General features: G+C 57.7%; 21 protein-coding genes. 8 read left to right on the forward strand and 13 right to left on the reverse strand.

The window, feature by feature from the left end:
- Positions 1-83: 83 nt before the first annotated feature.
- On the reverse strand, positions 84-1,727 hold the full coding sequence (locus tag ACPF7Z_RS03320) for a nitrite/sulfite reductase (protein WP_425191745.1): 1,644 nt from the start codon (positions 1,725-1,727) through the stop codon (positions 84-86).
- 332 nt (positions 1,728-2,059) lie between these two features.
- Between ACPF7Z_RS03320 and ACPF7Z_RS03325 the strand changes: the two genes are divergently transcribed.
- Positions 2,060-3,436, forward strand: a complete 1,377-nt coding sequence (locus ACPF7Z_RS03325) for an NAD-dependent succinate-semialdehyde dehydrogenase (protein WP_425191746.1) — start codon at positions 2,060-2,062, stop codon at positions 3,434-3,436.
- A 97-nt stretch (positions 3,437-3,533) separates the two neighbouring features.
- Here ACPF7Z_RS03325 and ACPF7Z_RS03330 read toward each other — a convergent pair whose 3' ends face one another.
- Positions 3,534-4,451 carry a LysR substrate-binding domain-containing protein gene (locus ACPF7Z_RS03330; protein ID WP_425191747.1) on the reverse strand — a complete coding sequence of 306 codons (918 nt, stop codon included), beginning with the start codon at positions 4,449-4,451 and terminating at the stop codon, positions 3,534-3,536.
- 162 nt (positions 4,452-4,613) lie between these two features.
- Here ACPF7Z_RS03330 and ACPF7Z_RS03335 point away from each other — a divergent pair, with 162 nt between their 5' ends.
- Positions 4,614-5,297, forward strand: a complete 684-nt coding sequence (locus ACPF7Z_RS03335; protein WP_425191748.1) for an isochorismatase family protein — start codon at positions 4,614-4,616, stop codon at positions 5,295-5,297.
- A 16-nt stretch (positions 5,298-5,313) separates the two neighbouring features.
- On the opposite strand, the gene ACPF7Z_RS03340 is transcribed toward ACPF7Z_RS03335, so the two are convergent.
- Positions 5,314-6,642: an MATE family efflux transporter gene (locus ACPF7Z_RS03340; RefSeq protein ID WP_425191749.1), complete on the reverse strand. Its 1,329-nt coding sequence runs from the start codon at positions 6,640-6,642 to the stop codon at positions 5,314-5,316.
- Positions 6,639-10,343 (reverse strand): methionine synthase, encoded by a 3,705-nt coding sequence (metH, locus tag ACPF7Z_RS03345; protein WP_425191750.1) that lies wholly within the window; start codon positions 10,341-10,343, stop codon positions 6,639-6,641. Before metH ends, ACPF7Z_RS03340 begins: the two co-directional genes overlap by 4 nt.
- A 209-nt stretch (positions 10,344-10,552) precedes the next feature.
- On the opposite strand from metH, the gene nfuA reads away from it, so the two are divergent.
- Complete coding sequence (nfuA, locus tag ACPF7Z_RS03350) at positions 10,553-11,140, forward strand: Fe-S biogenesis protein NfuA (protein ID WP_425191751.1); 588 nt, start codon at positions 10,553-10,555, stop codon at positions 11,138-11,140.
- Between the two features lie 97 nt (positions 11,141-11,237).
- Here the strand turns inward: nfuA and ACPF7Z_RS03355 are convergent, their stop codons facing one another.
- Positions 11,238-12,134, reverse strand: a complete 897-nt coding sequence (locus ACPF7Z_RS03355) for a cupin domain-containing protein (protein ID WP_425191752.1) — start codon at positions 12,132-12,134, stop codon at positions 11,238-11,240.
- A gap of 151 nt (positions 12,135-12,285) precedes the next feature.
- On the opposite strand from ACPF7Z_RS03355, the gene ACPF7Z_RS03360 reads away from it, so the two are divergent.
- From ACPF7Z_RS03360 to ftsH, 3 genes are all read left to right on the forward strand, one after another.
- Complete coding sequence (locus ACPF7Z_RS03360; RefSeq protein WP_425191753.1) at positions 12,286-12,783, forward strand: YkgB family protein; 498 nt, start codon at positions 12,286-12,288, stop codon at positions 12,781-12,783.
- 120 nt (positions 12,784-12,903) lie between these two features.
- The gene (locus ACPF7Z_RS03365) at positions 12,904-14,166 is read left to right on the forward strand and encodes an alpha/beta fold hydrolase (protein WP_425191754.1); all 1,263 of its coding nucleotides are present in this window, start codon (positions 12,904-12,906) and stop codon (positions 14,164-14,166) included.
- A 309-nt stretch (positions 14,167-14,475) separates the two neighbouring features.
- Positions 14,476-16,320 (forward strand): ATP-dependent zinc metalloprotease FtsH, encoded by a 1,845-nt coding sequence (gene ftsH, locus ACPF7Z_RS03370; protein WP_425191755.1) that lies wholly within the window; start codon positions 14,476-14,478, stop codon positions 16,318-16,320.
- Here ftsH and ACPF7Z_RS03375 read toward each other — a convergent pair.
- A complete protein-coding gene (locus tag ACPF7Z_RS03375) occupies positions 16,314-17,279 on the reverse strand; it encodes a DNA-binding protein (protein WP_425191756.1) in 966 nt (321 codons plus the stop codon). The two genes, ftsH and ACPF7Z_RS03375, sit on opposite strands and share 7 nt — an antisense overlap.
- A gap of 270 nt (positions 17,280-17,549) precedes the next feature.
- Here ACPF7Z_RS03375 and ACPF7Z_RS03380 point away from each other — a divergent pair, with 270 nt between their 5' ends.
- Together ACPF7Z_RS03380 and ACPF7Z_RS03385 are read left to right on the forward strand one after the other, a co-directional pair.
- Entirely contained in the window at positions 17,550-18,698 is a 1,149-nt protein-coding gene (locus tag ACPF7Z_RS03380) for a tyrosine-type recombinase/integrase (protein ID WP_425191932.1), read from the forward strand.
- A gap of 28 nt (positions 18,699-18,726) precedes the next feature.
- Positions 18,727-19,146: a SufE family protein gene (locus ACPF7Z_RS03385; protein WP_425191757.1), complete on the forward strand. Its 420-nt coding sequence runs from the start codon at positions 18,727-18,729 to the stop codon at positions 19,144-19,146.
- 9 nt (positions 19,147-19,155) lie between these two features.
- Here ACPF7Z_RS03385 and yidD read toward each other — a convergent pair whose 3' ends face one another.
- The 7 genes from yidD to ACPF7Z_RS03420 all read right to left on the reverse strand — a co-directional run bounded on the left by yidD (position 19,156) and on the right by ACPF7Z_RS03420 (position 26,432).
- Positions 19,156-19,467 carry a membrane protein insertion efficiency factor YidD gene (gene yidD / locus ACPF7Z_RS03390; RefSeq protein WP_425191758.1) on the reverse strand — a complete coding sequence of 104 codons (312 nt, stop codon included), beginning with the start codon at positions 19,465-19,467 and terminating at the stop codon, positions 19,156-19,158.
- Positions 19,451-19,894, reverse strand: coding sequence for a phosphoribosyl-AMP cyclohydrolase (gene hisI / locus ACPF7Z_RS03395; protein WP_425191759.1), 444 nt, complete (start codon positions 19,892-19,894; stop codon positions 19,451-19,453). The genes yidD and hisI overlap by 17 nt, the downstream gene beginning before the upstream one ends.
- Before the next feature lie 28 nt (positions 19,895-19,922).
- Positions 19,923-20,888 carry an alpha-L-glutamate ligase-like protein gene (locus tag ACPF7Z_RS03400; RefSeq protein WP_425191760.1) on the reverse strand — a complete coding sequence of 322 codons (966 nt, stop codon included), beginning with the start codon at positions 20,886-20,888 and terminating at the stop codon, positions 19,923-19,925.
- Between the two features lie 4 nt (positions 20,889-20,892).
- Entirely contained in the window at positions 20,893-22,401 is a 1,509-nt protein-coding gene (locus tag ACPF7Z_RS03405; protein ID WP_425191761.1) for an inactive transglutaminase family protein, read from the reverse strand.
- Position 22,402: 1 nt separating this feature from the next.
- Positions 22,403-23,260: an ATP-dependent zinc protease gene (locus ACPF7Z_RS03410; protein ID WP_425191762.1), complete on the reverse strand. Its 858-nt coding sequence runs from the start codon at positions 23,258-23,260 to the stop codon at positions 22,403-22,405.
- 165 nt (positions 23,261-23,425) lie between these two features.
- Positions 23,426-24,685 (reverse strand): acyltransferase family protein, encoded by a 1,260-nt coding sequence (locus ACPF7Z_RS03415; RefSeq protein ID WP_425191763.1) that lies wholly within the window; start codon positions 24,683-24,685, stop codon positions 23,426-23,428.
- Positions 24,686-24,821: 136 nt separating this feature from the next.
- The gene (locus ACPF7Z_RS03420; RefSeq protein ID WP_425191764.1) at positions 24,822-26,432 is read right to left on the reverse strand and encodes a glucan biosynthesis protein G; all 1,611 of its coding nucleotides are present in this window, start codon (positions 26,430-26,432) and stop codon (positions 24,822-24,824) included.
- Positions 26,433-26,563 lie beyond the last annotated feature (131 nt).

Below are 26,563 nucleotides of genomic sequence, written 5' to 3' on the forward strand. Positions count from 1 at the left end.
AAGGAGGCGGTGGGCATGGTACATTTTGTCATGGCGGCTGATGCGGTTGATTCTGGTGTAGGAGCTTGAATTATAACCGATTTTCAGCCGCTTTTTTCATGCCCGATGCAATATCCGGGATAGGTGTCCAGGAAGCGCTCATCCTCATGACGCTGCTGCACATAGACTTTCAATACCTTGTCGATAACGCTTGGCACATCCTCACGGAAGAAAGAGGGGCCCAATATCTTGCCCAGGGAGGCGTCGTTGTAGGAGTTGCCGCCCAGAGATATCTGGTAGTACTCCTCTCCTTTCTTGTCGACGCCGAGAATGCCGATGTTGCCGACATGGTGGTGGCCACACGCATTCATGCAGCCGGAAATATTCAGGTCCAGCGGGCCCAGATCGTAGAGATAGTCCAGATCGTCGAAGCGCTCCTGAATCGCCTGGGCGACGGGGATGGATACTGCGTTGGCCAGACCGCAATAGTCGCCGCCCGGGCAGCAGATGATATCGTTCAGGGTGCCGACGGTAGGGTTGGCCATACCCAGGTCCTGCAGCTTATGCCACAGCACCTCGATCTCATCCACCGGCACATCGGAAAGCACCAGATTCTGCTGATGAGTCACGCGCAGCTCGCCAAAGCTGAAGGCATCCGCCAGGTCCGCCACCGCCTCCATCTGATCGGTGGTCACATCTCCCGGCGCATGCTCACGACGCTTGAGGGATAGGGTGACGGCTTTATAGCCGGACACGATATGGTCGGTGACGTTATTGGTTACGAAGCGGGCGAAAGCGCGATCGTTCTGGCGCAACTGTTCGTAAGCGGCGAGGGCGGCTTCGCTGACTGCCCGGCGCTGCGGCTCAGGAAAGTGAGCCCGCGCACTCTCGATTGCCGCCTGATTGAGGGTCTGAGGACCATCTTTGAGATGCGCCCACTCTTTCTCGACACGCCGTCGATACTCATCAATGCCCAGGGCCTTGACGAGGATCTTGATGCGCGCCTTGAACTTGTTGTCACGACGACCGAACTGGTTGTAGACGCGAACGCAGGCCTCGAGATAGGTCAGCAGATGCTGCCAGGGCAGGTCATCACAGACGACGTCACCCAGCATGGGGGTGCGGCCCATGCCGCCGCCCGCCAGCACACGAACACGCAGCTCACCCGCATCGTTATGCCATAGGCACAGCCCGATATCATGCACCTGAATGGCGGCACGATCGTGATCTGCCCCTGTCACGGCGATCTTGAACTTGCGCGGCAGATAGGCGAATTCCGGATGAAGAGTCGACCATTGGCGGATCAATTCACACCAAGGGCGCGGGTCTTCCACCTCATCACCGGCAATGCCGGCGAATTGATCCGTGGTGGTATTGCGAATGCAGTTGCCGCTGGTCTGGATGGCGTGCATCTGCACCTGGGCAAGTTCCGCCAGAATATCCGGAATGTCTTCCAGCTTGGGCCAGTTGAGCTGCAGGTTCTGACGGGTAGTGAAATGCCCGTAGCCGCGATCGTAACGTCGAGTAATATCGGCTAGTGTTCGTAATTGTCGGCTGGACAGCATGCCGTAGGGGATGGCGATACGCAGCATGGGCGCATGGCGCTGAATATACAGACCGTTTTGAAGACGTAGGGGAAGAAATTCGGTCTCGCTCAAGCGACCGGCCAGATAACGCTCCATCTGGTCGCGGAACTGAATCACGCGTTCGTCGACGAGGGTCTGGTCATAGGTGTCGTACCGATACATACGGGCATATCCGTTCTGTAAGCGCGCTTGGTCAGGGCATAAAGAGCTTATGTAATGGGCACGACCATACATTGCCATAGATATTCTGTGAAAGAATAAATAAGCATTCCATTTGATCTTAAGGTTATTAAAAATCCAGGCTCTGAAGGATATGACGCAAAGATATCAGCAGAATGCATATCACTTTTAACTAGATTGCATTTGCGTGATATCAAGAATATAGCCTAGCCTGACGGTCGATTGATTAGAAATTAGGCCGTTCAGTGAGACAAGGCCTGTATTGACGCTTGTCCATCGCGGGTCACATGGACTGTTGCAAAAGGATGAACGACATGGCGAAGACACATCAAACCATCAATCCGGCTACCGGCGAGACCATCGCCACCTATGAGCTGCTCAGCGACGAGCAGGCGCTGCAGGCCGTTCGTGACTCACACGAGGCCTTTCTTGAATGGCGAAAGACTAGCCTCGAGGAGCGCGGGAATATCCTGCGTGAGATCGCCAGGCGCCTGCGAGCGAAAAAGGATGAATACGCTGCGCTCATGACCCGGGAAATGGGCAAGCCGATTTCCCAGGGCGGTGACGAGATCGAGCTATGCGCCGCGATCTGCGAATACAGCGCTGATACCGCGCCCAAGGAGTTGGCCGACGAGGAGCGCGAACTCGAAGGCGGCCGTGCGCTGGTCAGCTATCAGCCGATCGGCGTGATCCTGGGTATTCAGCCCTGGAATTTCCCGTTCTATCAGGTGGTTCGCTACAGCATCGCCAATATCATGGCGGGCAACACCGTGCTGTTGAAGCACGCGCCTAACGTCTGGGGATCGGCGGTAGAGATCGAAAAGGTCTTCCTGGAAGCCGGCTTGCCGGAGAACGTGTTCCGCAATCTGCTCATCGACGCGGATCAGGTCAATCAGCTCATCGAGCACGAATACGTGCGCGGCGTGACCCTCACCGGTAGCCCGCGGGCGGGCAGCGCCGTGGCAGCCAAGGCCGGCGAGTGCCTGAAGAAGTCCGTGCTGGAACTGGGCAGCAACGATGCCTTCCTGGTGCTCGACGACGCGGACATCGATCTGGCAGCGGAGACCTGTGCCCAAGGCCGCATCTATAACAATGGCGAAACCTGCGTGGCCGCCAAGCGCTTCATCGTGGTGGATTCCGTCTATCAGCAGTTCCGCGACAAGTTCGTCGAGAAGATGCGCCAGATCGAATACGGCGATCCGACCGACGAGAACACCATGCTCGGCCCGATCGCTCGGGACGATCTGCGCGACACCCTGCACGATCTGGTCAAGCGCTCCATCGATGCCGGTGCCACGTGCGTGTTCGGGGGCGAGATTCCGGATGGTCCGGGCTATTTCTACCCCAGCACCGTGCTGGAAGACTTGAAGCCCGGCATGCCCGCCTATGACGAAGAGCTGTTCGGTCCGGTGGCGTCCTTGATTCGGGTGAAGGACGAGGACGAAGCCATTCGCGTGGCCAACGACTCGCGCTACGGCCTGGGCGGCGGCATCTTCTCCAAGGACGAGAAACACGCCATCGATATCGCGCGCAACCTGTTCGATACCGGCATGGTCAACATCAACGGCTATCGTCTGGCCCAGCCGCAGCTGCCCTTCGGCGGCGTCAAGGACAGCGGCTACGGCCGTGAGCACGGCGGCTTCGGCATGAAGGAGTTCGTCAACGTCAAGTCGGTGATGATCGTCGACTGATCTGCGCCTCGATCGTTACGATCGTTGCGCATATCACGCAATGCAAGCGCCCGCATACGGAAGGATGCGGGCGCTTTTTTATACTGCTGCAGCATGCTTACTTTCTTGCCCTTAACAGTTCTGCGGGTATGACACTGACGGCATAATCCACGAAGGCGCGCACCGCCGGGCGCATCAGCCGTCGCGATGTGAAGGCCAGATGAACGGGCACGCGGCGAGCGAACCATCGAGGGAGCACCCGTTGAAGTCGACCTTCATCGACATCGGCCTGGGCAACGATATCCGGTAGCACCACGATCATGTCGCTCGAGAGGGCTGCCGCCTTGAGTAGCCAGGGATTCATGCAGACCAGTTTGGGCGTTATGGCAACCTTACGACCTTCTCCTGTCTCCGAGGTAAGACCTAGCTCAGGTGTCTGACCAAAACCTGCATGCAGTAATCCCAGCCGAAAGTCACGCAACCCATCGACAGTGGTGGGCATGGATTGTTCGTTGACGGCAAGAGCGGATTGATAAAGGCCGGCATGGGCGGTGCCCAAGGATCTGGCAATGAGATCGTCGTTCTCGGGTGGGCCAATGCGAACGACCACATCGACGTTTTCCTCGACGAGATCGACACGTCGGTCGGACAGCGCGATGTCGAGATCGCAATCGGGATAGCGATTCAAGAAGTCGGTGACCACCGAGCCGAAAATCGCCTGGCCGAAGATGACGGGTGCACTGATCCGAATCGTACCGCTGGGTTTATCACGTAGGTTATCAAGGCGAAGGTCGACCGTCTCGGCTTCACTGAGCAGTTGTAGCGCATGATTGGCCGCCACCAAGCCCGCCTCGGTGATACGCACGACCCGCGAACTCCTCTCAAAAAGGCGCAGTCCGGCGCGTTGCTCCATGCCCGCAACGCGCCGGCTCAGCGTCGCCGCAGGCAACTTGAGTGCTCTTGCGGTATCCACGAAGCTCAGTCGATTGCGCAACTCCGCGAGGATACGGGCATCGGTCAGGTCGTTGATGATCATTTCATTTCTGACAACGTACCGATCCGTTTTGCTCGCTTGTTTCGCTTATCTGGGTTGTCAATACTTCTCTCAGCCGGTCTCGCCAAGCGGTTATGTTGGGCCGGGCACGGGTGGGTTTCGAATCGAATAGCGGCCGTTGGGCGCCTAGCGAGGTGGGCAAAGATGAGTATCCCCAGTTCTGACTTGAACAAGGACAACTGCGTTTTCCTGATGGTAGATCACCAATCGGGTCTGCTGCAGTTCTTGCCATCCATCGATCCATTGCAACTCAAGAACAACATTATTGGTCACGCGCGCACGGCCAAGGCCTTCAATATTCCGGTGATCATGGGGACCAGCTGGCCCGATGGGCCTAACGGGCCGACGATGCCGGAGTTGAAAGCGCTTTTTCCGGAGGTCGAAGTGATCGATCGTCCCTTTGTCAACTTCTGGAAAGACGATGCTTCCCGTAAGGCGGTGGAAGAGACGGGGCGCAAGAAGCTGGTAATCTCGGGGTTGGCCACCGAGGTGTGTGCCGCCTTCCCAGCCATCTCGGCGCTGCGCGATGGCTATGAGACCTATGTGGTGATCGATGCCTGTGCCGATTTCAACCCGCTGATCACGCAGGTGACGACACAACGCTTGGCGGCGGCAGGGGTGATCGTGACCACCTGGGTCGCCGTGCTTGCCGAATTGGCCTCTAATACGCAAGAAAATGGTGTGCACATTGGTCGCCTCTTGAGCGATCACGTGGGGCAGTACTATGCCGCCATGAACAACTTCATCGGAGTTGCCAGCAACGCGGACGAGGTGAAAGCCGGACTTGGGCTGACGGGCAACCCACCGATATCGGCAGTCGGCGTATGAGACGTCGACGCTGGCATCAGATCGCCAGCCATTGCCAGCGTCGGCGTTGCCAGATAAGCGCAAACCATAGTGAATTCAGGCAGCGATAACCCAGCTGCACCCACCAGATGCCGATCAGCCCATAGCCAAGCCCCACGCCGATCCACCAGGCTAAGGGCAGAAAAATCAGCCACTGCATGCACAGCGTGACACTCATCACGGTGCGGTTGGCGCCAGCGCCGAGTAGGGCCTGAGCGAGGACCAGGGCGGCGGCATCGAGGACGATCATCAGCGCCGTGAGCTGCAGAGGCAGGCGCCCCAGAGCAATCAATGCTGGGTCGTGCAGAAACAGCGCGAGCACGGCGTCGGGGAGCAATAGCATGGGCAGCGCCAGTAGTGCGAGACACGTCCAGGCGATACGCACCACATCCCAGCCCCAGCGATGAGCATCTTCCGGCGTCTCACGCCCCAGCGCCTGGCCCACCAGGCTCATGGCGGCAAGCCCCAATCCCACACCCGGCAGAATCAGCAGCAGTGATAGATTGACCAGCACATGACCGACCGCCACGCTGGCAGTATCGATCTGGCTCAGGATCCAGAACAGCACCGCATAGCCCGCAGCAAACCACCATTGTTGAAAGGAGTGGGGAGACGCCAGGCGCAACGTCGTCATCAAGATATTCCAATCCGGCAGTTGCTGCAGATAGCCGCTCATACGTGCGCGAAGTCCCGTATGACGGGCCCAGAATACAACGCCTGTGAACATTGCAAGGGTCGTACCGGCCCCAGCGCCGGCAGCGCCCATCTCGGGCAGACCGGCGATCCCGAATATCAGGCCAATACTCGCCAGTATGTTGACTCCATGCATGATCAGGATGATGCGCAGATAGATGCCGGTCTGTTGGATGCCGTTCCAGTAACCGCGAAAGCACAGCATCATGGCCACCGGCACCAGGGATACAACGCGCCAGCGGAAGTACTCGACGCCCACGTTCTGTATTGCTTGTTGCTGATTGATCAACCCCAATAACCACTGCGCTTGCCATAGGCAAAGCAGAGTAATAGGAAGTGCCACGGCCAAGGCGATCATTAGACCGGCATTCAATGCCAGGGCACGCCGGGTGATGTCCTCCTCGCCGTGGCGGCGTGCGGTCTGGGCCTGTACGCCGGAAGAGAGGCCGAACACCAGCGCCGTGACCATGAACATCGTGTAACCGCCAATACCGACACCCGCCAGGGCCGTCTTCCCCAGCGACCCGACCAGGGCGGCGTCGATCAGGTTGATCAGGCTCTGGGTGAGCATGGCGCCAATGATCGGCAAGGCCAGCTTGAGGATGGTCTGGCGTCGCGACGTATCTGGAATCATTCCGGGTCGTAGGAGAGCACTGGTGACAACCAGCGCTCGAGTTCGCTCAGCGGCATTCTCTTGCGCTCGGCCAGCGCCTCGACCTGATCGCGGGTGATCTTGCCGGTGGAGAAGTACTTCGACTCGGGGTGCGCGAAGTACCAACCCGACACCGCCGCTGCCGGCCACATGGCGAAGCTATCGGTGAGGATCATGCCGGTATTGTCGGTGGCATCCAGCAAGCGGAACAGCGTCGCCTTCTCGGTATGATCCGGACAGGCCGGATAACCGGGAGCAGGGCGGATGCCCTGGTATTTTTCGGCGATCATGGCGTTGTTGTCGAGGCTTTCCTCCGGCACGTAGCCCCAATATTCTTTGCGCACTCGCTGATGGATGCATTCAGCAAAGGCTTCGGCGAGACGGTCGGCCAGGGCCTTGACCATGATGGCGTTGTAGTCGTCGCCGGCGGCCTCGTATTGTTTTGCCAGCTCGTCGGCACCGTGGCCGGTGGTCACCGCGAAGCCGCCAATCCAGTCTGGCTTGCCGGATTCTTTTGGCGCGATGAAATCCGCCAGGCTGTAACAGATGCCGTCCCGGTTCTTGGTCATCTGCTGACGAATATGGTGCAGATGCTCGACGACCGTCTCCCGGGAGTCGTCCGCATACACCTCGATGACATCGTCATCGACGCTATTGGCCGGCCACAGGCCGATCACGCCTCGCGCGTTGATGTGCTTCTCATCAACCAACTTGCGCAACATGGTCTGGGCATCGTCGAACAGGTTGCGGGCCGCTTCGCCGACCACCTCGTCGTCGAGGATCTTGGGGTATTTGCCACTCAGCTGCCAGCTCAGGAAAAACGGCGTCCAATCGATGAATTCGACCAGCTCCTCGAGATCGTAGTGCTCGAACACCTTGAGGCCTGTAAGGGTCGGCGCCGGGGGTGTATACGCCTGCCAATCTGGCTGAAAACGACGTTTACGAGCCTCGGCGTAGGAAAGATCCGCCGCCTTGGGCCGGCGCTTGGCATTGCGTTCGCGCACCTTTTCATACTCGGCATGAATGTCGGCGACATAGGCCGGCTTGTGCTCAGGCGAGAGCAAACGGCTGGCCACACCCACCGCGCGAGACGCATCGGTGACATAGATCACTGGCTGTTCATATTGCTGATCGATCTTGACCGCTGTGTGGGCCTTGGATGTCGTGGCGCCGCCGATCAGCAGCGGTAGTTCAAACCCTTGACGCTGCATCTCCTTGGCCACATGCACCATCTCGTCCAGGGATGGGGTGATCAATCCTGATAGACCTATGATGTCAGCCTTTTCGTCCTTGGCGGTCTGCAGGATTTTCTCTGCCGGTACCATGACGCCCAGATCGACGACATCGTAGTTGTTGCACTGCAGAACCACGCCGACGATGTTCTTGCCGATATCGTGAACATCCCCTTTGACCGTGGCCATGACGATCTTGCCCTTGGTCTGGGTGTCCTCATTCTTTTCGGCTTCAATGAAGGGGAGGAGATAAGCGACCGCCTGCTTCATGACCCGGGCAGACTTGACCACTTGAGGCAGGAACATCTTGCCGTCGCCGAACAGGTCGCCGACCACGTTCATGCCGTCCATCAGCGGACCTTCGATGACTTCGATGGGACGCGGCACACGCTGTCGCGCGAGTTCGGTGTCTTCTTCTATATAGGCGGTAATACCCTTGACCAGGGCGTGCTCAATGCGCTTTTCGACCTCCCAGCCACGCCATTCGAGATCTTCCTTCTTGGGGCCATTTCCGGCCTCACTCTTGTAGCGTTCCGCAAGGTCCAGCAGCCGCTCTGTACCGTCTTCCCTACGATTGAGTACCACGTCCTCCACTGCGTCACGCAGCTCCTTGGGCAGGTCGTCATAGACTGCCAACTGACCGGCATTGACGATGCCCATGGTCAGCCCGGCTTTGATCGCATGATAGAGGAAGACGGAGTGGATCGCCTCGCGCACGGTGTTGTTGCCGCGAAACGAGAAGGAGACGTTGGAGACGCCGCCGGAGAGCATGGCGTGAGGCAGATTCTCGCGAATCCATCGACAGGCTTCGATGAAATCGACGGCGTAATTGTTGTGCTCCTCGATACCGGTGGCAATGGCGAAGATATTGGGATCGAAGATGATGTCCTCGGCGGGAAAGCCGATATCATCCACCAGCAGGCGATAGGCCCGCTCGCAGATCTCTGTCTTGCGTGTCAGGCTGTCTGCCTGGCCGTCTTCGTCGAAGGCCATGACCACGATGGCGGCGCCAAAACGCCGGCAGGCGCGGGCCTGTTCCCGGAAAGCGTCTTCGCCTTCCTTCAGCGAGATCGAATTGACCACCGCCTTGCCCTGGACGCACTTGAGCCCAGCCTCGATGATCTCCCACTTCGAGGAGTCGATCATGATCGGCACGCGGGAAATATCCGGCTCCGAGGCGACCAGGTGCAGGAAGTGCACCATCGCCTCCTGGGAGTCGAGCATGCCCTCGTCCATGTTGATGTCGATCACCTGGGCACCGTTCTCCACCTGCTCCAGGGCGACTTCCAGGGCGGTGGTGAAATCTTCTTCCTTGATCAAGCGCTTGAAGCGGGCGGAGCCCGTGACGTTAGTGCGCTCGCCGACGTTGACGAACAGCGCGTCGGCCTCGATGTTGAAGGGCTCGAGTCCCGACAGGCGACAGGCTTTGGATCGTTCGGGAATCCGGCGTGGCGCAATGCCATCGACCGCATCGCGAATCGCGCCGATATGCTCCGGGGTGGTGCCGCAGCAGCCGCCGATGATATTGCATAAGCCGCTTTCGGCGAATTCGCGAATGATGACCGCCATCTCTTCGGGGTCTTGGTCGTACTCACCGAATTCGTTGGGCAGCCCCGCGTTGGGGTGTGCGGAAACCAGGGTGTCGGCCTTGCTGGAAAGCTCTTCCAGGTAGGGGCGCAACTCCGCTGCCCCCAAGGCGCAGTTCAAACCCACGGAGAAGGGTTGGGCATGACGCACCGAATTCCAGAACGCCTCGGTGGTCTGGCCCGACAGGGTGCGGCCCGAGGCGTCGGTGATGGTGCCGGAGATCATCACCGGCAGGCGCTGGCCGCGTTCATCGAACAGCTCTTCGAGGGCGTAGATCGCCGCCTTGGCGTTCAGGGTGTCGAAGATGGTCTCGATCATGATGAAGTCGGCCCCCCCCTCGATCAGGGCGGTAGCGGCTTCATAGTAATTCTCTCTTAGCGCATCGAAGGTGACATTGCGCTTGGACGGGTCGTTGACGTCCGGCGAAAGCGAGGCGGTGCGACTAGTAGGGCCGAGCACACCGGCCACGTAGCGCGGCACGCCGGTCTCTTCACCGACCTCGTCGCATACCTGACGCGCCAGGCGGGCGGACTCGCGATTGAGTTCGACTACCAGCTCTTCCATGCCGTAATCGGACTGGGACAGGCGCGTGCTGTTGAAGGTGTTGGTCTCGATGATATCCGCGCCGGCTTCGAGGTAATCGCGGTGAATGCGTCGCACCAGTTCGGGCTGGGTCAGCGCCAGCAGGTCGTTATTGCCCTGCAGCTGCGATGGCCAATCGGCAAACCGCTCGCCGCGAAACTCCTCCTCGCTCAAGCGGGCGTTTTGTAGCATGGTGCCCATACCGCCATCCAGGATCAGAATGCGATTCGATAAGGCGTTTCTTAGAGCGGCGGGAATAGCATGAGAAGTAGCAGCGGCCATGGTTAGCGTCAGTCTCCAGCGTTCGGGGATATGCGTGCGCGTTATCCGGGCGCATCACAGTCTAAAAGATGTTAGAAATTGTCTGAATATCTTAGCAGAAAGCGCATAGGGCGGGGCACCAGGCTATAACCAAGTATTTCACTCGGGATTGTGTTGTGAGGGGATTTTTCTTACCATTGGAGTCAGAACTTTCATGATGAGTCGATTCCATGAGCGAGAACATCCAGATTACCGACAGCGCACAAGACTATCTTGCAGAGCTGCTATCGAAGCAGAATGTCGAAGGCATTGCGGTACGCATCTTCATCACTCAGCCGGGCACGCCCTATGCGGAGACCTGCCTCGCCTATTGTCGTCCTGGCGAAGAAGAGCCTAGTGACGAGAAACTGACTCTCGAAAAGATCACGGTATTCCTCGACAAGAATAGCCTGCCGTTCCTCGAAGAAGCGGTCGTCGACTTCAATGCGGATCGCATGGGCGGCCAGCTGACCATCAAGGCGCCCAATGCCAAGATGCCCAAGGTCAATGCGGACAGCCCGCTGGAAGATCGCGTCAACTACATCCTCTACAGCGAGATCAACCCGGGCCTGGCGGCCCACGGTGGCGAGATTCGCCTGATCCAGTTGGCGGAAGAGAACATCGCCGTCCTGCAGTTCGGTGGCGGTTGTCAGGGCTGCGCCGCCGTCGATCTGACGCTCAAGGAAGGGGTGGAAAGAACACTGCTTGAACGCATTCCCGAGCTGGCCGGTATTCGCGATGTGACGGACCATTCGGATACCACCAACGCCTACTACTGATAGTCCAGGCAATATAGCGGCTGAAGCGGGCCACCCAGGGGGTGGCCCGCTTTTTTGTGCTCATGCCTGGCCATCGCTCGTCATGTGCGCCACTGAGCTATGTGACATCGCTCTTGATCGTCGCTCGCCCACGGCGAACCGCACCAGGCCCCATGCCAAAAAAGCGGCTGAAGGCGCGCCGAAACGAGGTGGGTTCATCGTAGCCACAGGCTGCGGCGACTTCCGCCACGCTCGCGCCGGACTCCTGTAGCAGGCGTTTGGCGCGGTGCATGCGCAGCGCCATCAAATAACGCATTGGGGGCATACCCACGATATCGTGAAATGTCGTGCTGAACGTCGTTCGCGACATCGCCGCCTCGGCGGCCATGCGCGCAATGCTCCAAGCCTGGCTCGGATCTCGATGCACCGCTGCAAGCGCTCGTGACAGACGTGCGTCCTGCAGCGCGGCCAACAGACCCCGTGGGTTCTCGGCTTGACCCAGCACTTGCCGCAGGATAGTGACGAACAATGATTCCGCCAGCCGGTTCAGCATCAGTTGCCGACCCGGGGCACGGCCGCGAGCTTCTGTCAGCAACAGTCGCGCGCAAAGCCCGAGCGTGTCTGTTTCGGCTTCCTGCTCACTCGGGACCAGCACGTAGTCGGGTAGCGCGTCCAGAATCGGGTTATACCGACGTTCGCCAAAGTCGAAATAGCCGCAGAGCACCGTGGTCGAGGTATCGCTGCCGACGCTCGGATCGCGATCCGGCGTGATCAAATGCCAGCGCCCGAGCGGTATCAGCACCAGATCGCCCGCCTGTAATGGCACCGGTGCTCGATCATTTCCCAGCTGCAGCCAGCAGTGTCCACGTCCAACCAGGTGGAACGAGGCCTTTTGCCCGCCGGCGGTATCCAGCTGCCAGGCACCGCAGTAGTCGTCATAGGCAAATACTTCGGCTTCGAGCTGTACGCTATCGAGGATGCCGGACAGCAAATCGTTTTCCGATTTATATGTCATAAAAATAGCGTTATTTGATGCATTTTTTTGTCAACCCCGAATTATTATACACGTGGTGAAGCAAACAGCTGCATCCCGAAGCGGTTTATGTGCAACGGGACCGATAAATCCAAACCGTGGCTGCCAGCGACGTCAGCCCAAGGAAACCACCATGAACACTCAGACAATCAACCCGAACCGTTCTGCCACTGCGTCCGCCTTGAGCGTACGCCTGACAACCCTGGGTGAAACCCTGATGCGCTATAGCATCGTCGTGGTGCTGAGCTGGATTGGCGCCATGAAGTTTACCGGCTATGAGGCCGGCGCAACCGAAGGGTTGGTCGCGAGTAGCCCATTCACGGCTTGGTTATATGGCGTGTTGTCGTTGCAGGCGACGTCGAATCTTATCGGCTTCATCGAGATCGCTACCGCGGCTGCATTAATCGCCGGCACCTGGTCGGCAAGGGTGGCCGTGATAGGCGCTGCTGCCGCAACGTTTACCTTTCTGCTCACGAGCAGCTTCTTGATCACCGCACCGGTCTGGGAAGTCTCGCTAGGTGGAGCCCCAGCGCTATCGGTACTTCCAGGACAATTCCTTCTCAAGGATCTCGTTCTGTTAGCAGCAACCTTCTTTCTACTCGGTCGAGCACTGTCGCGCCTCGGAAAGTGACGTACATTCTTGAACCCTAGACACTCGGTAACGCCTTTGGACTCTCTGTTGGCACTTCCGATAGAGAAGCGCCAACATTTTCTTACCGCACCGGCTTATTACACGAAATGAGGTGGTCTAATGTCCCGACAGAAGATCGAATTCACTAACGCAGAAGGTATCAAGCTCGCTGGTCTTCTGGAGTCTCCCGACGACCAGGCGCCGTCCAGCTATGCGCTCTTTGCCCACTGTTTTACCTGCGGCAAGGACGTGGCGGCAGCGTCGCGCATCGCACGTGCGTTGGCTCGGGAAGGGATTGCGGTGCTGCGCTTCGATTTCACCGGTCTGGGCAGTAGCGACGGTGATTTCGCCAACAGCAATTTTTCCTCCAACGTGCAGGATCTGATTGCGGCGGCGGATTACCTGCGCGCCGAGCATGCGGCCCCGCGCTTGTTGATTGGTCACAGCCTGGGTGGGGCGGCGGTGCTGAGTGCGGCACAGCATATTGGCGAAGTCGAGGCCGTCTGCACCATTGCGGCACCGGCCACCGCGGATCATGTGCGACACCTGTTCACGAGCGCGTTGCCGGAGATCGAGCGCACTGGCAGAGCCCAAGTCAAGCTCGGTCTGCGAGAATTCAGCATCAAGAGGCAGTTGCTGGACGACCTGGATGAATACGTCACCCTCGAACATATCGGCCGTCTGCGCCGTGCGTTGCTGGTCTTTCATTCCCCGGTGGACGAGATTGTTTCCATCGATGAAGCGGCCACCATTTATCAGGCGGCCAAGCACCCCAAGAGTTTCGTGTCGCTGGACAAGGCGGATCATCTGCTGAGCAATCCCCGGGACGCCGACTATGTTGCGGCTACGCTCGCGGCCTGGGCCAGCCGCTATATCGCGCCGGTGCAATCCCCAGCTCGAGCTCAAGTCCAAACCAAAGCGGGAACAAGCGCAGCACCTGAAGTCGCGGCCGGCGAGGTGCTGATTACCGAAGATGATCACCAGTTCCTGCGTGGGCTGTATACCGCGAGTCACCATCTGCAGGCGGACGAGCCGGTGTCCTATGGGGGCGGCAACGCCGGGCCGACGCCCTATGATCTGCTGTTGATGAGCCTGGGTGCCTGTACGTCCATGACACTGCGGATGTACGCAAACCGCAACGAAATTCCGCTGGAGGATGTGCAGGTTCGTCTGGTCCACGAGCGCATACACGCCGATGACTGCGCCGAGTGCGAAGGGAAGAGCGGGCGAATCGAACGCATTACCCGGCGCATTCGCCTTGTCGGGAATCTGGATGACAAACAGACCGGTCAGCTAATCCGTATTGCCGATCGTTGCCCGGTGCATCGCACGCTCGAGGCAGGTCCGGTTATCTCGACGATTGAGGATAAAGAAAACACTTGAATACGGTTTTTGAATCCCTCGGGACTCACTGAGCAACGCGTCAATGTCATTCAAGAGGATATCGATCTTGCGGTTCATCAGTTGGCATTGGCAGGTAGCGGTATTGCGTTGTTACCGCGTTACTTGGTCGATCTCGATCTCCAAGAGGGCAGGCTCATAAGGAGCCCTGTCTTTTTTGCGCATGCTTACTTGACTTGGGTCTATGAAATGCCGTTCTAAGGCAGGACCTCTTTTCAAAGCGGCTTACAATGGAGGATGGCAAGCGCGTTCTGCGCGGATCGGTGACGACGTGATGATGGGGGGAGAATCATGGATCGCAAGACGCACATAAACCTCTGGTACGTGGTGCTGGCCATCTTTGCCCTGATGCTGTTTCAGGATTGGTGGACGACCACCAATCGGGTTGAGAAAATTCCCTACAGCGAGTTCGAGAGCCTGTTGGAAAACGAACGGATCGACGAGGTCATGATCGGACCGGAATCGATCAGAGGCACACTCAAGAGTCCGTTGGAGAGCGGCAACCAGCAGTTCGAAACCACCCGTGTCGATCGTGATCTGGCCCAGGACCTGGCCAAGTACGACGTGACCTTCGCGGGTGACATTCCCAATACCTTCGTTCGTGATCTGCTGTCATGGATCGTTCCTCTGGTCTTCTTCTTTGCCATCTGGATGTTTCTCATCCGCCGTCTGGCGGAGCGCCAGGGAGCAGGCGGTCTGATGTCCGTGGGCAAATCGAAGGCCAAGGTCTACGTCGAGAAAGATACCAAGACTACCTTCGGCGATGTGGCCGGGGTTGATGAAGCCAAGCACGAACTGCAGGAGATCGTTTCCTTTCTCACGTCCTCGGAGCGTTACAAGCGCGTGGGCGCACGGTTGCCGAAAGGCGTTCTCCTCGTCGGCCCACCCGGTACGGGTAAAACATTGCTAGCCCGAGCAGTGGCAGGGGAGGCCGGCGTACCCTTCTTTTCCATTTCCGGCTCGGAGTTCGTCGAGATGTTCGTGGGGGTGGGAGCCGCTCGGGTACGCGATCTCTTTGAGCAGGCGCGCAAGGCAGCGCCCAGCATCATCTTTATCGACGAACTGGATGCACTGGGGCGCGCACGTGGTGTTGGCCCCTACTCCGGAGGCCATGACGAGAAGGAGCAGACGCTTAATCAGCTATTGGCGGAACTGGACGGCTTTGATTCCAGCGCCGGTGTGGTGCTGCTGGCCGCTACCAACCGGCCGGAAATCCTCGATCCGGCGCTGTTGCGAGCAGGGCGTTTCGATCGTCAGGTGCTCGTCGATCGTCCTGACAAGGTTGGCCGACTGGCGATCCTGCAAGTGCATGTCCGAAAGATCCAGTTGGATTCGGCGACCGACCTGGAACAGGTGGCGGCGCTGACGCCCGGTTTCTCCGGTGCCGAGCTCGCCAACCTGTGCAACGAGGCAGCGATCCTGGCGGCCCGGGAATCCCGCGCCACCGTCACCCTCGAGGATTTCAACTTGGCTGTCGAGCGCATCGTGGCCGGCCTCGAAAAGAAGAACCGACTGATGATCCCCAAGGAGCGTCGTACCGTCGCATATCACGAACTGGGCCACGCTCTCGTTGCACTGACGCTTCCCGGCCAGGACCCGGTGCACAAGATCTCCATCATTCCCAGAGGGATCGGTGCCCTTGGCTATACGTTGCAACGCCCCACGGAAGACCGTTTCCTCATGACCCGGGAGGAGCTCGAGAACAAGATGGCCGTGTTGCTGGGCGGCAGAGCCGCCGAAGTGCTGTTCTGCGGGGAGATATCCACCGGCGCCAGCGATGATCTGATGAAAGCCACGGAGATTGCCCGGGCCATGGTCACGCGCTATGGCATGAACGACACGCTTGGCCAGATTGCTTACGAGACACAGCAGGGCACCTTCCTGGGCCAGCCCATCGAAGGAGGCGGGCGTCGCTTCAGCGAAGAAACCGCTCGGGAAATCGATGTTGCCGTGAAGGAGTTGATCGAAAGCGCCTTTCAGGTTGCCAAGAATATACTCGAGCAACGGCGCGTCGAGATGGAGCGCCTGGTGGAGGTGCTGCTGGAGAAAGAGACGCTGGTCAGCGATGAGCTGCCGACTCGCTCTCCCGAGTCGACAGGCACCGAGTCGGAGCGACACGGAACGATCACTCAATAGACGAAGGGTGGAAAGCTGGCCTGGGATAACCGCTCTTCGGCCTTGCCAAGTCTTTCTCGTATCTGCGTCAGTTCGTTCTCGCGTTCGGCGAGCAAGGAGTCACGCTGTTCCAGCTTGACCGTCATTTCCCGGGCGTCATCCTGAAGACGGTTCAACTCCCAACGGGTCTCGCGATGCCGCTTCTCTTCTTCCGCTAGCGCCGCGCGCTGTTCCTGCAGTGATTTCTCCAGTCCTTCGGCCCGTTTATCCAACTGCGCCTGGCGCTTGGCATGCTGCTTTTCCTGTTCCTGTCTTTCGCGTCGGGCATCGTCGAGTAGAGTCATGAGCTTCGCCTCGGCAGTTTCGTGGCGCTGTTCTTCCTGGGCAAGTCGGGCATCGTATTGGCGGGCTTGCTCATCCAAAGCATCTCGATATTCCGTCGCCTCGGCCGCGCTTTTCTTCTGTAACTGGGCGAATTGTTCTTCTAAACGAGCAATCTTCGTCGTCGCGTTCTCGAGCTGGGTATGGCTGGCGTCGAGTTGCGCTTGGGATTGAGCCAAGGCTGTGCTTTTTTCATCAAGGCGTGTCTGCAGCTTTGCCAGGTGATCAGACATGGCAGACTCACGCTGAGCGGCATCCTCCGCCAGTCGCCGAGACTCCTGGGCGCTGTTCTGCGCCTCTTCAACGCGCTGTTCCGCCTCTTCGCGGTAGTGATTAAGTCCCTGCCGGGCCGCTTCCTGAGCTTGACGCCAGAGTTCCTGAGTCAATGCCTGTAGTGGCTCAGGCAAGTCTTGAGCAGGGGGGGCGTCACGATTCTCCTCGCGCTCGATTTTCCACTGACGCAGATGTTCGCTGAGGGTAGTGAAGCTACCGGTGCCCAGCACCTCGCGAATCTTTTGCACCCCGGGTGTTTCACCCCGTTGTAGCAATTGATGAATGGCTTTTTGTACTTCTTCGTACCGAACGCCGCTACGCGCCATGGTCCTCTCCTGTTCAGACTGCTCATCAAAAGCAGCAATGCAGGGCATCTTAGCGTCATTCGCAATTGAATTGAATAATTACGTAATACATAAAACGTAATATTATTTATCGAAGCACAAATAAATTCATGATTACGCGCCTTATCTTGAATAAATGCTGCGTAGGATGAACAATGGGCTCTCACGCACAGCTAGATAGAAGCGTACAGGATGACAAGCGAATACCGGCAGGACGGTGATAGCGGTGTTACCGCGGCTGAGCCTCGGAACATGGCGATACTGCCTAAAGTGACGCATACCGCTAAGTCAATGCGCATTACTGCCAATGACGATGCCCAAGTCATTGGACAGTGGCTTAACGAGTACACCGCCAGTGCGCAGACGTTCCGCGCATATCGTAAGGAGGCAGAACGCCTGCTGCTATGGCTGGAGGCGCAGCACCTGAGTCTTGCCGACATTGATCGACAACGACTCGACGCCTTTGAACACTTTCTGGCTGATCCGCAACCCGCCGAGCGTTGGGTGGGGGCGCCACGGCCCCGTGCTCATCCCGATTGGCGTCCTTTTCGCCGGCCTCTGACCGCCGCAAGCCGTCGCCAGAGCCTGGTCATCCTGCAGGGACTTTTCAGTTGGCTGGTGGAGGCGGGCTGGGTGGAACACAATCCCTTTCGTTTGATGCGTGACAAGCGGCGGCGGCTGGATAATCGTCGAGAGGGTATCGAACGCTATCTTGAGCGGCCACTGTGGGATTGGTTATGGCAATGGCTCAATCGGCCGCCGGAAAAGGGCGCCAGTCCGCGAGTACACTTCACCTGGCAGCGTCGACGGTTGATCTTCGGCTTCGCTTATCTGCTGGCCCCGCGTATCAGTGAAATGGCGTCGGCAAGGATGAGCGATTTCACCTGCCGCGAAGGCCGCTGGTGGTGGCGAGTCGTTGGCAAGGGCGACAAGCTCGCGAGCATCCCGGTCCCCCCGGACATGCTCGCGCTGCTCGGCGAGTGGCGGGCGCACCTGGGGCTGACGCCATTGCCAGAGTCGGACGAGATCGGACCGGTGCTAAGAGGGCTCGACGGTCAGCGCAGCCTGGGTGACAACCAGCTTTATCGGCTGATCAAGGGGAGCTTCGAAGACGCTGCGCAGGAAATCGAGGCAGCTGAGGGCGGAGCCGTCATGGTGCAAACCCTGCGGAAGGCGACACCACATTGGCTGCGGCATACCGCGATCACGCATCAGGCCCAGTCAGGTGTCGAACTGCGCTATCTTGCCAGGACGGCCCGTCACTCGCGGCTGGACACCACCGCCCGCTATCTGCACGCCGAGGCCCAGGAATGGCAGCAGCAGGTAAGCGCGCATCGGTTGGAGATGATACCGCCGGATACAGACTCAGCGGCAGACGATGGCGGGCATGAGTCGTTATAATGCAGCCATTACCTTTGGAGGAGGCGACATGAGTGCACAGGAAGCCCAGGCCGAGTTGATCGATGAGTTCAGCTTGTTCGATAACTGGATGGATCGTTATCAGTACATCATCGACATGGGCAAGCAGTTACCGGCGTTTCCCGAGGACTTGAAGTCACCCGAGACGAAGATCGATGGCTGCCAGTCCAATGTCTGGATGCACCACCAGCGCCAAGGTGAGACGCTGCACTTCGACGCCACCTCGGATGCTGCTATCGTGTCCGGGCTGATCGCGGTATTGATGCGTATCTACAACGACCGCACACCCGGCGAGATCGTTGAAACCACGCCGCGCTTTCTCGAAGACCTTGGGCTCGACAAGCATCTCTCACCAACACGCTCGAACGGGCTGCATGCGATGCTGACGCGTATCTATTCAGTGGCGGAGCAGGAAAGAGTGGCCGGTTAGGCTCTGTCGTCAACCTGAGCGATCATCGGTCTTGGGAGCATCGCTATCCGTGACGTCGTGTCGACAGCCCACTCGCGGCGGTACTGGATCGATGCCGCCGGCATGCCAGGGATGGCATTTGAGGATGCGCTTGAGGGCCAGCCATCCCCCTTTGAAAGGCCCATATAACTGCAGGGCTTCGATGGCATAGTGGGAGCAGGAAGGCCAGAAACGGCAGCGCGGACCGAGCAGGGGACTGATGCCATACTGATACAGGCGAATAATGCCGATCAGTAGGATAGATAGGCTTCGTTGTAGACTGTGTTTAATCCTTGCCGCCATAAAGGGCACTCGGATCGATAAGAGGCTTGGTATCCACCCAGCCGCACTCGTCTTCAAGCGCGACATAGAAACAGCTTCGCCTACCAGTGTGACAGGCGGGGCCAGTTTGTTCGACGCCAAGCAGCAGGGTATCGCCATCGCAGTCGAGATGCGCCGATTTCAGATGCTGCTCTTGACCGGAGGATTCCCCCTTGCGCCAGAGCTTGCCCCGAGAACGAGACCAATAGCAGACACGCCCGGTATGTAGCGTCTCTTCGAGCGATCGTCGATTCATCCAGGCCAGCATCAGGACTTCCCCGCTATCATGTTGCTGTGCGATGGCGGGTATCAACCCGTCTGAATTCCAGCGAATGGCATCGAGCAGCGATGGCAAGTCGCACCGGGTGCCTTTTTCAGCTGTTTCGATCTGCTTGAACACATTGGCCATCGTCGTCCTCCATGCCCCGACATGAGTGTCAGGCGACCGCTTCTTGCAACTCGCCGCGCCGAGCAAAATGCTGCCGCGAAAAAGCTACTCGGGCATCCACGCCAATGCCTTCGTCCTGACGCTCGATAAGATCGAGGCGAGGACGTAACCCTTCGCCATTGGCCATCTGGATGGCGAGTCCCGGGCGCGCATTGAGTTCCAGCAGCATGGGGCCATGACGGCGATCAAGTACCATGTCGGTCCCCAGATAACCCAGCCCGGTCATTTCATAACAGTTGGCCGCGAGGGTGAGCAAGACCTCCCAGTCAGGTATCTGAAGACTGGATAATTCGTGGCCGGTATCTGGGTGATCCACACGTGTGCGATCGAACTGGACACCACGCAGTGCGGTGCCCGTGGCGATATCCAGCCCCACACCGACCGCTCCCTGGTGCAGGTTGGCCTTGCCATCCGAGGCGGCGGTCGACAGGCGCATCATGGCCATGACCGGATAGCCTTTGAACACGATCACGCGAATGTCCGGGACTCCTTCGTAGGTATATTCAGACAAGGACTCGTCGAAATCGATCAGGGACTCCACCACCGCCACATCCGGTGATCCGCCCAGCGAATAGAGCCCCGACAGAATGTTGGATACGTGGCGTTCCAAGTCTTCGCGATGCAAACGGTGGCCGCTGGGCTTGATATAGCCTTCTGCATCCTGATGCTCTACCACCAGGATGCCCTTGCCACCGCTACCCTTGGCGGGCTTGATGACGAAGCCGGGATGACCGGCGACCATCTCGGCGATGTGTTTGACGCTGAACTGATTGGTGACCGTGCCGATCAGATCCGGCGTGGTAATACCGTAGCGTTTGGCCAGCAGTTTGGTCTGCAGCTTGTCATCCACTAACGGATAGAGGCGGCGATCATTGTAGCGACCGATATAGCGAATATTGCGTCGGTTCATGCCAATGATGCCTTTGGTCTTGAGCTGTGACGGCGTCGCCCACATGGCATCAGTCCTCCGTGATCGGCTTGAAGCGACGCAATTCAAGCAGTCGATAGCCAGTGTAATTGCCGAGCAGCAGAATGAACGCCATCAGGATCAGCTGCACCCCCAGGAAATTGAACGTGATGTGGCGCACCCAAGGGTTGTTCATCGCCAGATAGGCCAGCACGGCGGTCAGAAGGCTGCCGCCCCCTTGAATCAGCACCTCCTTGGGGCCTTCTTCCTCCCACAGGATCGACATGCGCTCGATGGTCCAGCTCAGAATGATCATCGGGAAAAAGGTGATCGTCAGGCCCGCGTTCAAACCCATGCGATAGGCTACGACGGAGAAGATCGAGATGATGGCGATGACCGTGATGATCACCGCCGACACTCGCGCCACCAACAGCAGGTTGAGATAGGAAAGATAGCTGCGAATCACCAGGCCTACCGCGACCACCAATAAAAACCCCACCAGTCCTGTGAAGAGTGTGGTCTGGATGAAGGCGAGGGCGATCAGTACGGGCATGAAGGTACCGGAGGTCTTGATGCCGATCAGGACACGCAATAACACGACGACAAGGGCGCCGATCGGGATCAACAGAATGGTCTTGAACAGCGACTGCTCTTCGAGCGGCAAGCTGTGAATCGAGAAGTTGAGCAGGGTGTCGTTGGCCAATTGATTACGCACCGCCACGGACGCCGGTTCATTATGCTGCAGCATCGAGAAGGTGACCTTCGAATCGCGTCCGCCTTGAACCTCGAGCACGGCCTGATCGCCAGCTTCCCAGAGCAGCAAATTGTCCGGGCGGCCTTGCTCGCCACTGGTGGGGTTGATGATGGCCCAATCACCGTCCGCATTGAAGACCTGGATCCAGGTTGTCAGACTTTGCCTGCGACGGCCATCTTCAAGCAACAGGCCATGAATCTTGCGCGCCGACACGCCGGCCTGGTTGAGCAACTTTACCAGCAGTGTGGGGCGGTCGAACTGGGTCAACAGCAGGCGAGCGTTCTCGTCCTGACGTTCGCCGCTGAAGGCGCGTACCAGTTCCCGCGAGAACGTAAAGGCATCCGATGACTGACGGTATGCGCGGTCGATGACGTCTTTCGCCGCCGTGTCATAGGGGCGCGCCCAGGATACGTCCTGGTCCGGCGCCGGGGGCTCGATCTGCGGGGAGGTGGCGTTGGGAGCGACCAGGAGCTGAACCGAATAGTAGAGCTGCTGGCTGCCCTTGGCTTCTCGCGTGGCCCATTGCGCGCGGCGGCCCTTTTCGTCATCGAGAAAGGAGAGACCGAAGCCGGAAGAGCCCGTATTCTCGGTCAAGACACGAAACCCTGCCTGATTGGTGGGCAGCGCGAGGTTCACCTTGGCAGACTCACCCTCGGCAATGAAATTGACCTGGGCTTCGACCTCCCACACTTGGCGCTGCTCGCCGGGCACCCAAGGTACTTCGAAAGCCACGTGGCGATAAATGGTTACCGCAATACCGGCCAACAATAAGACGCCAACCAGTAGATAAAAGGGCACACGAGACATATCAGCGCTGTTCCTTGTCGTCTTTGCCGTCGCTGGCTTCATCTTCAGCGGCTTTGTCGGAAGGTTCGCCTCCGGGGTATTCAGGACGCTCGTGCAGGTAGGCTTGAGCTACGTCGATCAGCGCAATATCCAGCATGAAGCGCCGTCCGAGTAGCACAGGGTAATCCAGGTGAGAACGATCATTGAGGGTGAAATCAACATTCTGCTTAATCGGGCCGAGACGCATCAGCAAGGTGATGACCGGCCGGCTTTCTTCTCCGGAGGCCTGAATGATACGCACGCGCCGGGTAATCTCCGCTTCGATCGATTTATCGCGAACATCGTCGATGACGACATCGTTTTCATCCAGCGCCAGTTTGAAGCGCACCCAGTCTTCCCCCTCACGTTCGAACTCGGTGATGTCGCGAGCGGAGATGGAGGCGGTATTGGCACCGGAATCGACACGCGCCTTCAAATACGTGCCAATGGTCGGGAAACCGACCCATTCGGTGCGCCCTAGTAGCGTCTTGTTCTCCAACGCCTCTACGTCGCTGGTAGGGCAGTCCGCCGGTGGCGCACTCGATTCGCTGCCAAGGTTTTTGATCTCGGCGCGCAACGCCCCCAGTGCACTGCCTAACGCGGTGACATCGGCGCCAACCTCGTCGAGGCGAGCATCGTGGGATTCCAGAACCCCTGCGTCATTCATGCAGCGCTGAACCAGACTGTTTTCCAGGTCGCTCAAGCGGGAATCGAGTTGCGGTGTCGTGACCAAGGCATCAAGCTTGCCGTCGTCTTCCCCCTGTGGTTGGAGCGCACAGCCACCGAGAAGAAGAGTGCTGACAGCGAGTGAACGCAGCGCGCATCGTAGCGATATAGTCATTGAAATCCTTTGAAACCGTTGTTGCATCAGCTTGCTCGACAGGCAAACGCATCTGATAAATGGGCATGATGATAAGGAGTCGATGGCCAAACGTCCATGTATCGATACCCAGCAAGCCGTGATTGACAACGCTTTAGTCACTCGCCTGCAGTAACAAGAGATGAGTTAAGTGGAACGCCGATCCGGGCGTAAGAGTTTACCTTGTACCCATTGGCGAACGCGTAACACGAACGTCTCCTGAAACATCACGCAAAACAGCACGGTAAATAGCAGAAAAACAGGATATAGCCATATCGACGTTTCTCCGGCGGCCTCCATACACTGACGAATACTCGTCAGGCAGAGACTCGGCTCACCTTCAAGGACTCGCTCGACCCGGGTAAAGATGACGAATAGAGGCACATGCAGCGCAAACATCGGGAGTGACGCTCCGCCCAGGCGATAGGCCAGACGGCGCATGCGAGGACTGGAGTAGGGCGACCAATGCGCAACGACAAAAATCAGTGTGAGCTGGGCGGGGAGCAATAACCCATTGTGCAGCAGATAATACCAGGCGCGCTCCTGGTGACGCAGCAGCCATATACCAACGACAATGGATAATGCAACGAACGAAAGGGCAGCCAACTGAGCCGTAGCGCTCATCAAACGTCCCGATTGGCGGCGTTGCCTGTAGAACGCACAGAGTAGAATGCCGGCCAAGAACTCGGGCAATCTGATCAAGGGGTTGCGATGTAGAATACCGGTTTCCGGCATGCCGAAGTCGGTGAATGCGATCACCAGGATCGGAGGAATCAGATACAGCGCATTGACGATCGCCATTGCCTTTAACGGTGACCGAACGCGAAGAAGTCTCGGTGCGGCCCAAGGGAAGGTCAAATAGAAAAAGAACAGCGCAGAAATGGACCAGGTCACCGGGTTGAACGTTAGATAAAGCGGGTTCCAGGCATGCATCAATGTCACGTTGAGAAAGATATTCAACACGAGTTCTGCATTGCTCATGTAGTGTCTGATGCTCTCGAGACTAGAACCATCATTGACATCGTAAAGCACGAAACGGATCGATGCCCCAGCATCCGCCTCGGTAATGGCCAGATAACCCACCAGGGCCGAAATGGCCATGGCCAGCAAGACGGCACCGATATGGATGGGATAAAGATTGGAAAAGCGCTTTATCCAGAAGCTTTTGGCGGGCTCCCGCATATGAGTACTGTCATCGAGATAAACATGGGCCAAAAGAAATCCAGAAAGCACGAAGAAGGCGCTGGTAGAAAAGAAACCGATATCCGTGATGTACCCGGACCAATCACGAATCGATGAGTAGGTATGCAATGTATGAAAGATGACGATATACAGTCCGAGCCAAAAGCGTAGCCACTCCAGTCCTAAAAATCGCTGCTTGCTACTTGCCGCCGTTTGCTTGTCCATGGGTAAAGCGAACCTTGGGGGAGAGTCCATGTGATTTTTCATCTGCATGTTCAAGCCATACAGATGACAGAAAATATGCGCCGGCTGGACGAGTTTCGTGCCAGCCGGCGCATATCACTTCTTGGTTTGCTCCATCTCAATTGGCGACTGGTAACCGATAGAACCAGGTTTCCGAAAGACGACGCTCACCTTCCTGCAGATGAGCGCGTATTTCCAGAGGCCGCGCATCGTCATCACGCTTGACGCGCAGTATCACTCGCCAGCCGCCCTCAGCGACGTTTCGGATCACTTGGCTCTCGAACAGCTCGCCATTTTCGCCAACTCTGATCTCGGCGCTGGGCTGAACATCCGGCGCCAGCGATTCGAGCGCGGGGCCCTTGAAATCGATGACAAAGGCGGTCGAGCCGTCGGGTTCGCGCACCAGGTCATTCTGACGCACTTCACCTCGTGAACGCATGGTACTGTCGACCCAAGACAATGCAGGGTCGTGATACTTGCTTTCGTTTTTCGTCCAGTACATGCGGTAGTCGAAATCCACGGCCTCACCGATCTTCGGCATCTCGTCAGGCTTCCAGAAGGCAACAATGTTGTCGTTGGTTTCATTCTTCGTAGGAATTTCAACCAATTCCACAGCGCCAGGCCCCCAATCATTCTTAGGCTCTATCCAGGCACTAGGCCGCAGGTCGTAACGATCGATCAAATCCTCGTAGTCATGAAACGCATGGCTACGCTGCAGCAGACCAAAGCCTTTCAGGTTGTCGATGTGTTGACTGCTAACTTCTACATTTTTTGGGTTGACCAGCGGCCGCCATGTCCAGCCGGTGTCACCACCATAGATCAACAGACCGTTGGAATCATGTATTGCAGGGCGGTAGTTCAATGTCGGAGAGGGCTGGCTCGGGCCGAAGAGAAACATACTGGTCAGCGGGGTAATACCCAGCTTTTGAATAGGTTCGCGCAGGAAGATGCGTGATTTCACATCGAGCACAGAGTCATCGCCGGGCTCGAGTACGAAACGGTAAGCCCCGGTAGCGCTCGGGGAATCGAGCAACGCGAATATGGTCAAGGATTGAGCGTCGGGCTCGGGTTTCTTGATCCAGAACTCACGAAAATTCGGAAACTCTTCGCCTGAAGGGGCTTCTGTCTCGGACGGTGTTTCCGTATCGATCGCCAATCCACGACCGGACAGGCCATAAATCTGATCGCGGCCGATGACGCGAAAATAGCTGGCCCCCTGGAAAACCATGATTTCATCATCGATGGTGTTGGGGTCATTGATAGGAAAATGAATCTTGATACCCGCGAACCCAAGATCCTGAAGATCCTCTTCGGCAAGCTGGACATCACCATAGTGGAAATTTTCAGCTTTGAAGGGAATTTCATGAGCGCCTTTATCATCAATGATATTCATGTCTACAGCGCTTACATAATGCATTCCTTCATGAAAAAAGCTTAGGTTGAAGGGGAGTTCTTCATCACGCCAGATAGCGCGATCCATTCGGTACTGGATTTGAGCGTACTGTTCATACTCCAAGTCACGCAGCTTCGGAGTCGTATTGGTTTCCGGCGCCTGATAATCCTGTTCCACCAGTTTTTTTGCCTTGTCCGCCACATCCTCGAAGTCAAAGGCCAAGGCTGTTGGAGCCGTGAATACCACCCACAAGCCGGCTGCAATGGCCAGAGGGTATAAAGATAAAATGCGTTTCCTGGTCGTGCCGGTAACGCTTTGCAAGATCGAATCGCTCACATGTCACTCCTTGGGTATGTTTCTGAAGATCGCTATCCGAATGCACGCGCTAGGAAGAGTACAATTTAACAGGCCACATCTGAAGCGCTGATCGCCATCTTTATAGCAGGCCTGGTGGAGAGACAGTGGAA

It is taken from the genome of Halomonas sp. GXIMD04776, assembly GCF_049808615.1.
GTDB lineage: Bacteria > Pseudomonadota > Gammaproteobacteria > Pseudomonadales > Halomonadaceae > Modicisalibacter.

What these genes read in the sequence shown, in the direction of transcription:
- ACPF7Z_RS03320 (WP_425191745.1), bottom strand. Translation starts at nt 1,727, where the DNA reads ATGTATCGGTACGACACCTATGACCAGACCCTCGTCGACGAACGCGTG.
- ACPF7Z_RS03325 (WP_425191746.1), top strand. Translation starts at nt 2,060, where the DNA reads ATGGCGAAGACACATCAAACCATCAATCCGGCTACCGGCGAGACCATC.
- ACPF7Z_RS03330 (WP_425191747.1), bottom strand. Translation starts at nt 4,451, where the DNA reads ATGATCATCAACGACCTGACCGATGCCCGTATCCTCGCGGAGTTGCGC.
- ACPF7Z_RS03335 (WP_425191748.1), top strand. Translation starts at nt 4,614, where the DNA reads ATGAGTATCCCCAGTTCTGACTTGAACAAGGACAACTGCGTTTTCCTG.
- ACPF7Z_RS03340 (WP_425191749.1), bottom strand. Translation starts at nt 6,642, where the DNA reads ATGATTCCAGATACGTCGCGACGCCAGACCATCCTCAAGCTGGCCTTG.
- metH (WP_425191750.1), bottom strand. Translation starts at nt 10,343, where the DNA reads ATGGCCGCTGCTACTTCTCATGCTATTCCCGCCGCTCTAAGAAACGCC.
- nfuA (WP_425191751.1), top strand. Translation starts at nt 10,553, where the DNA reads ATGAGCGAGAACATCCAGATTACCGACAGCGCACAAGACTATCTTGCA.
- ACPF7Z_RS03355 (WP_425191752.1), bottom strand. Translation starts at nt 12,134, where the DNA reads ATGACATATAAATCGGAAAACGATTTGCTGTCCGGCATCCTCGATAGC.
- ACPF7Z_RS03360 (WP_425191753.1), top strand. Translation starts at nt 12,286, where the DNA reads ATGAACACTCAGACAATCAACCCGAACCGTTCTGCCACTGCGTCCGCC.
- ACPF7Z_RS03365 (WP_425191754.1), top strand. Translation starts at nt 12,904, where the DNA reads ATGTCCCGACAGAAGATCGAATTCACTAACGCAGAAGGTATCAAGCTC.
- ftsH (WP_425191755.1), top strand. Translation starts at nt 14,476, where the DNA reads ATGGATCGCAAGACGCACATAAACCTCTGGTACGTGGTGCTGGCCATC.
- ACPF7Z_RS03375 (WP_425191756.1), bottom strand. Translation starts at nt 17,279, where the DNA reads ATGGCGCGTAGCGGCGTTCGGTACGAAGAAGTACAAAAAGCCATTCAT.
- ACPF7Z_RS03380 (WP_425191932.1), top strand. Translation starts at nt 17,550, where the DNA reads ATGGCGATACTGCCTAAAGTGACGCATACCGCTAAGTCAATGCGCATT.
- ACPF7Z_RS03385 (WP_425191757.1), top strand. Translation starts at nt 18,727, where the DNA reads ATGAGTGCACAGGAAGCCCAGGCCGAGTTGATCGATGAGTTCAGCTTG.
- yidD (WP_425191758.1), bottom strand. Translation starts at nt 19,467, where the DNA reads ATGGCGGCAAGGATTAAACACAGTCTACAACGAAGCCTATCTATCCTA.
- hisI (WP_425191759.1), bottom strand. Translation starts at nt 19,894, where the DNA reads ATGGCCAATGTGTTCAAGCAGATCGAAACAGCTGAAAAAGGCACCCGG.
- ACPF7Z_RS03400 (WP_425191760.1), bottom strand. Translation starts at nt 20,888, where the DNA reads ATGTGGGCGACGCCGTCACAGCTCAAGACCAAAGGCATCATTGGCATG.
- ACPF7Z_RS03405 (WP_425191761.1), bottom strand. Translation starts at nt 22,401, where the DNA reads ATGTCTCGTGTGCCCTTTTATCTACTGGTTGGCGTCTTATTGTTGGCC.
- ACPF7Z_RS03410 (WP_425191762.1), bottom strand. Translation starts at nt 23,260, where the DNA reads ATGACTATATCGCTACGATGCGCGCTGCGTTCACTCGCTGTCAGCACT.
- ACPF7Z_RS03415 (WP_425191763.1), bottom strand. Translation starts at nt 24,685, where the DNA reads ATGGACAAGCAAACGGCGGCAAGTAGCAAGCAGCGATTTTTAGGACTG.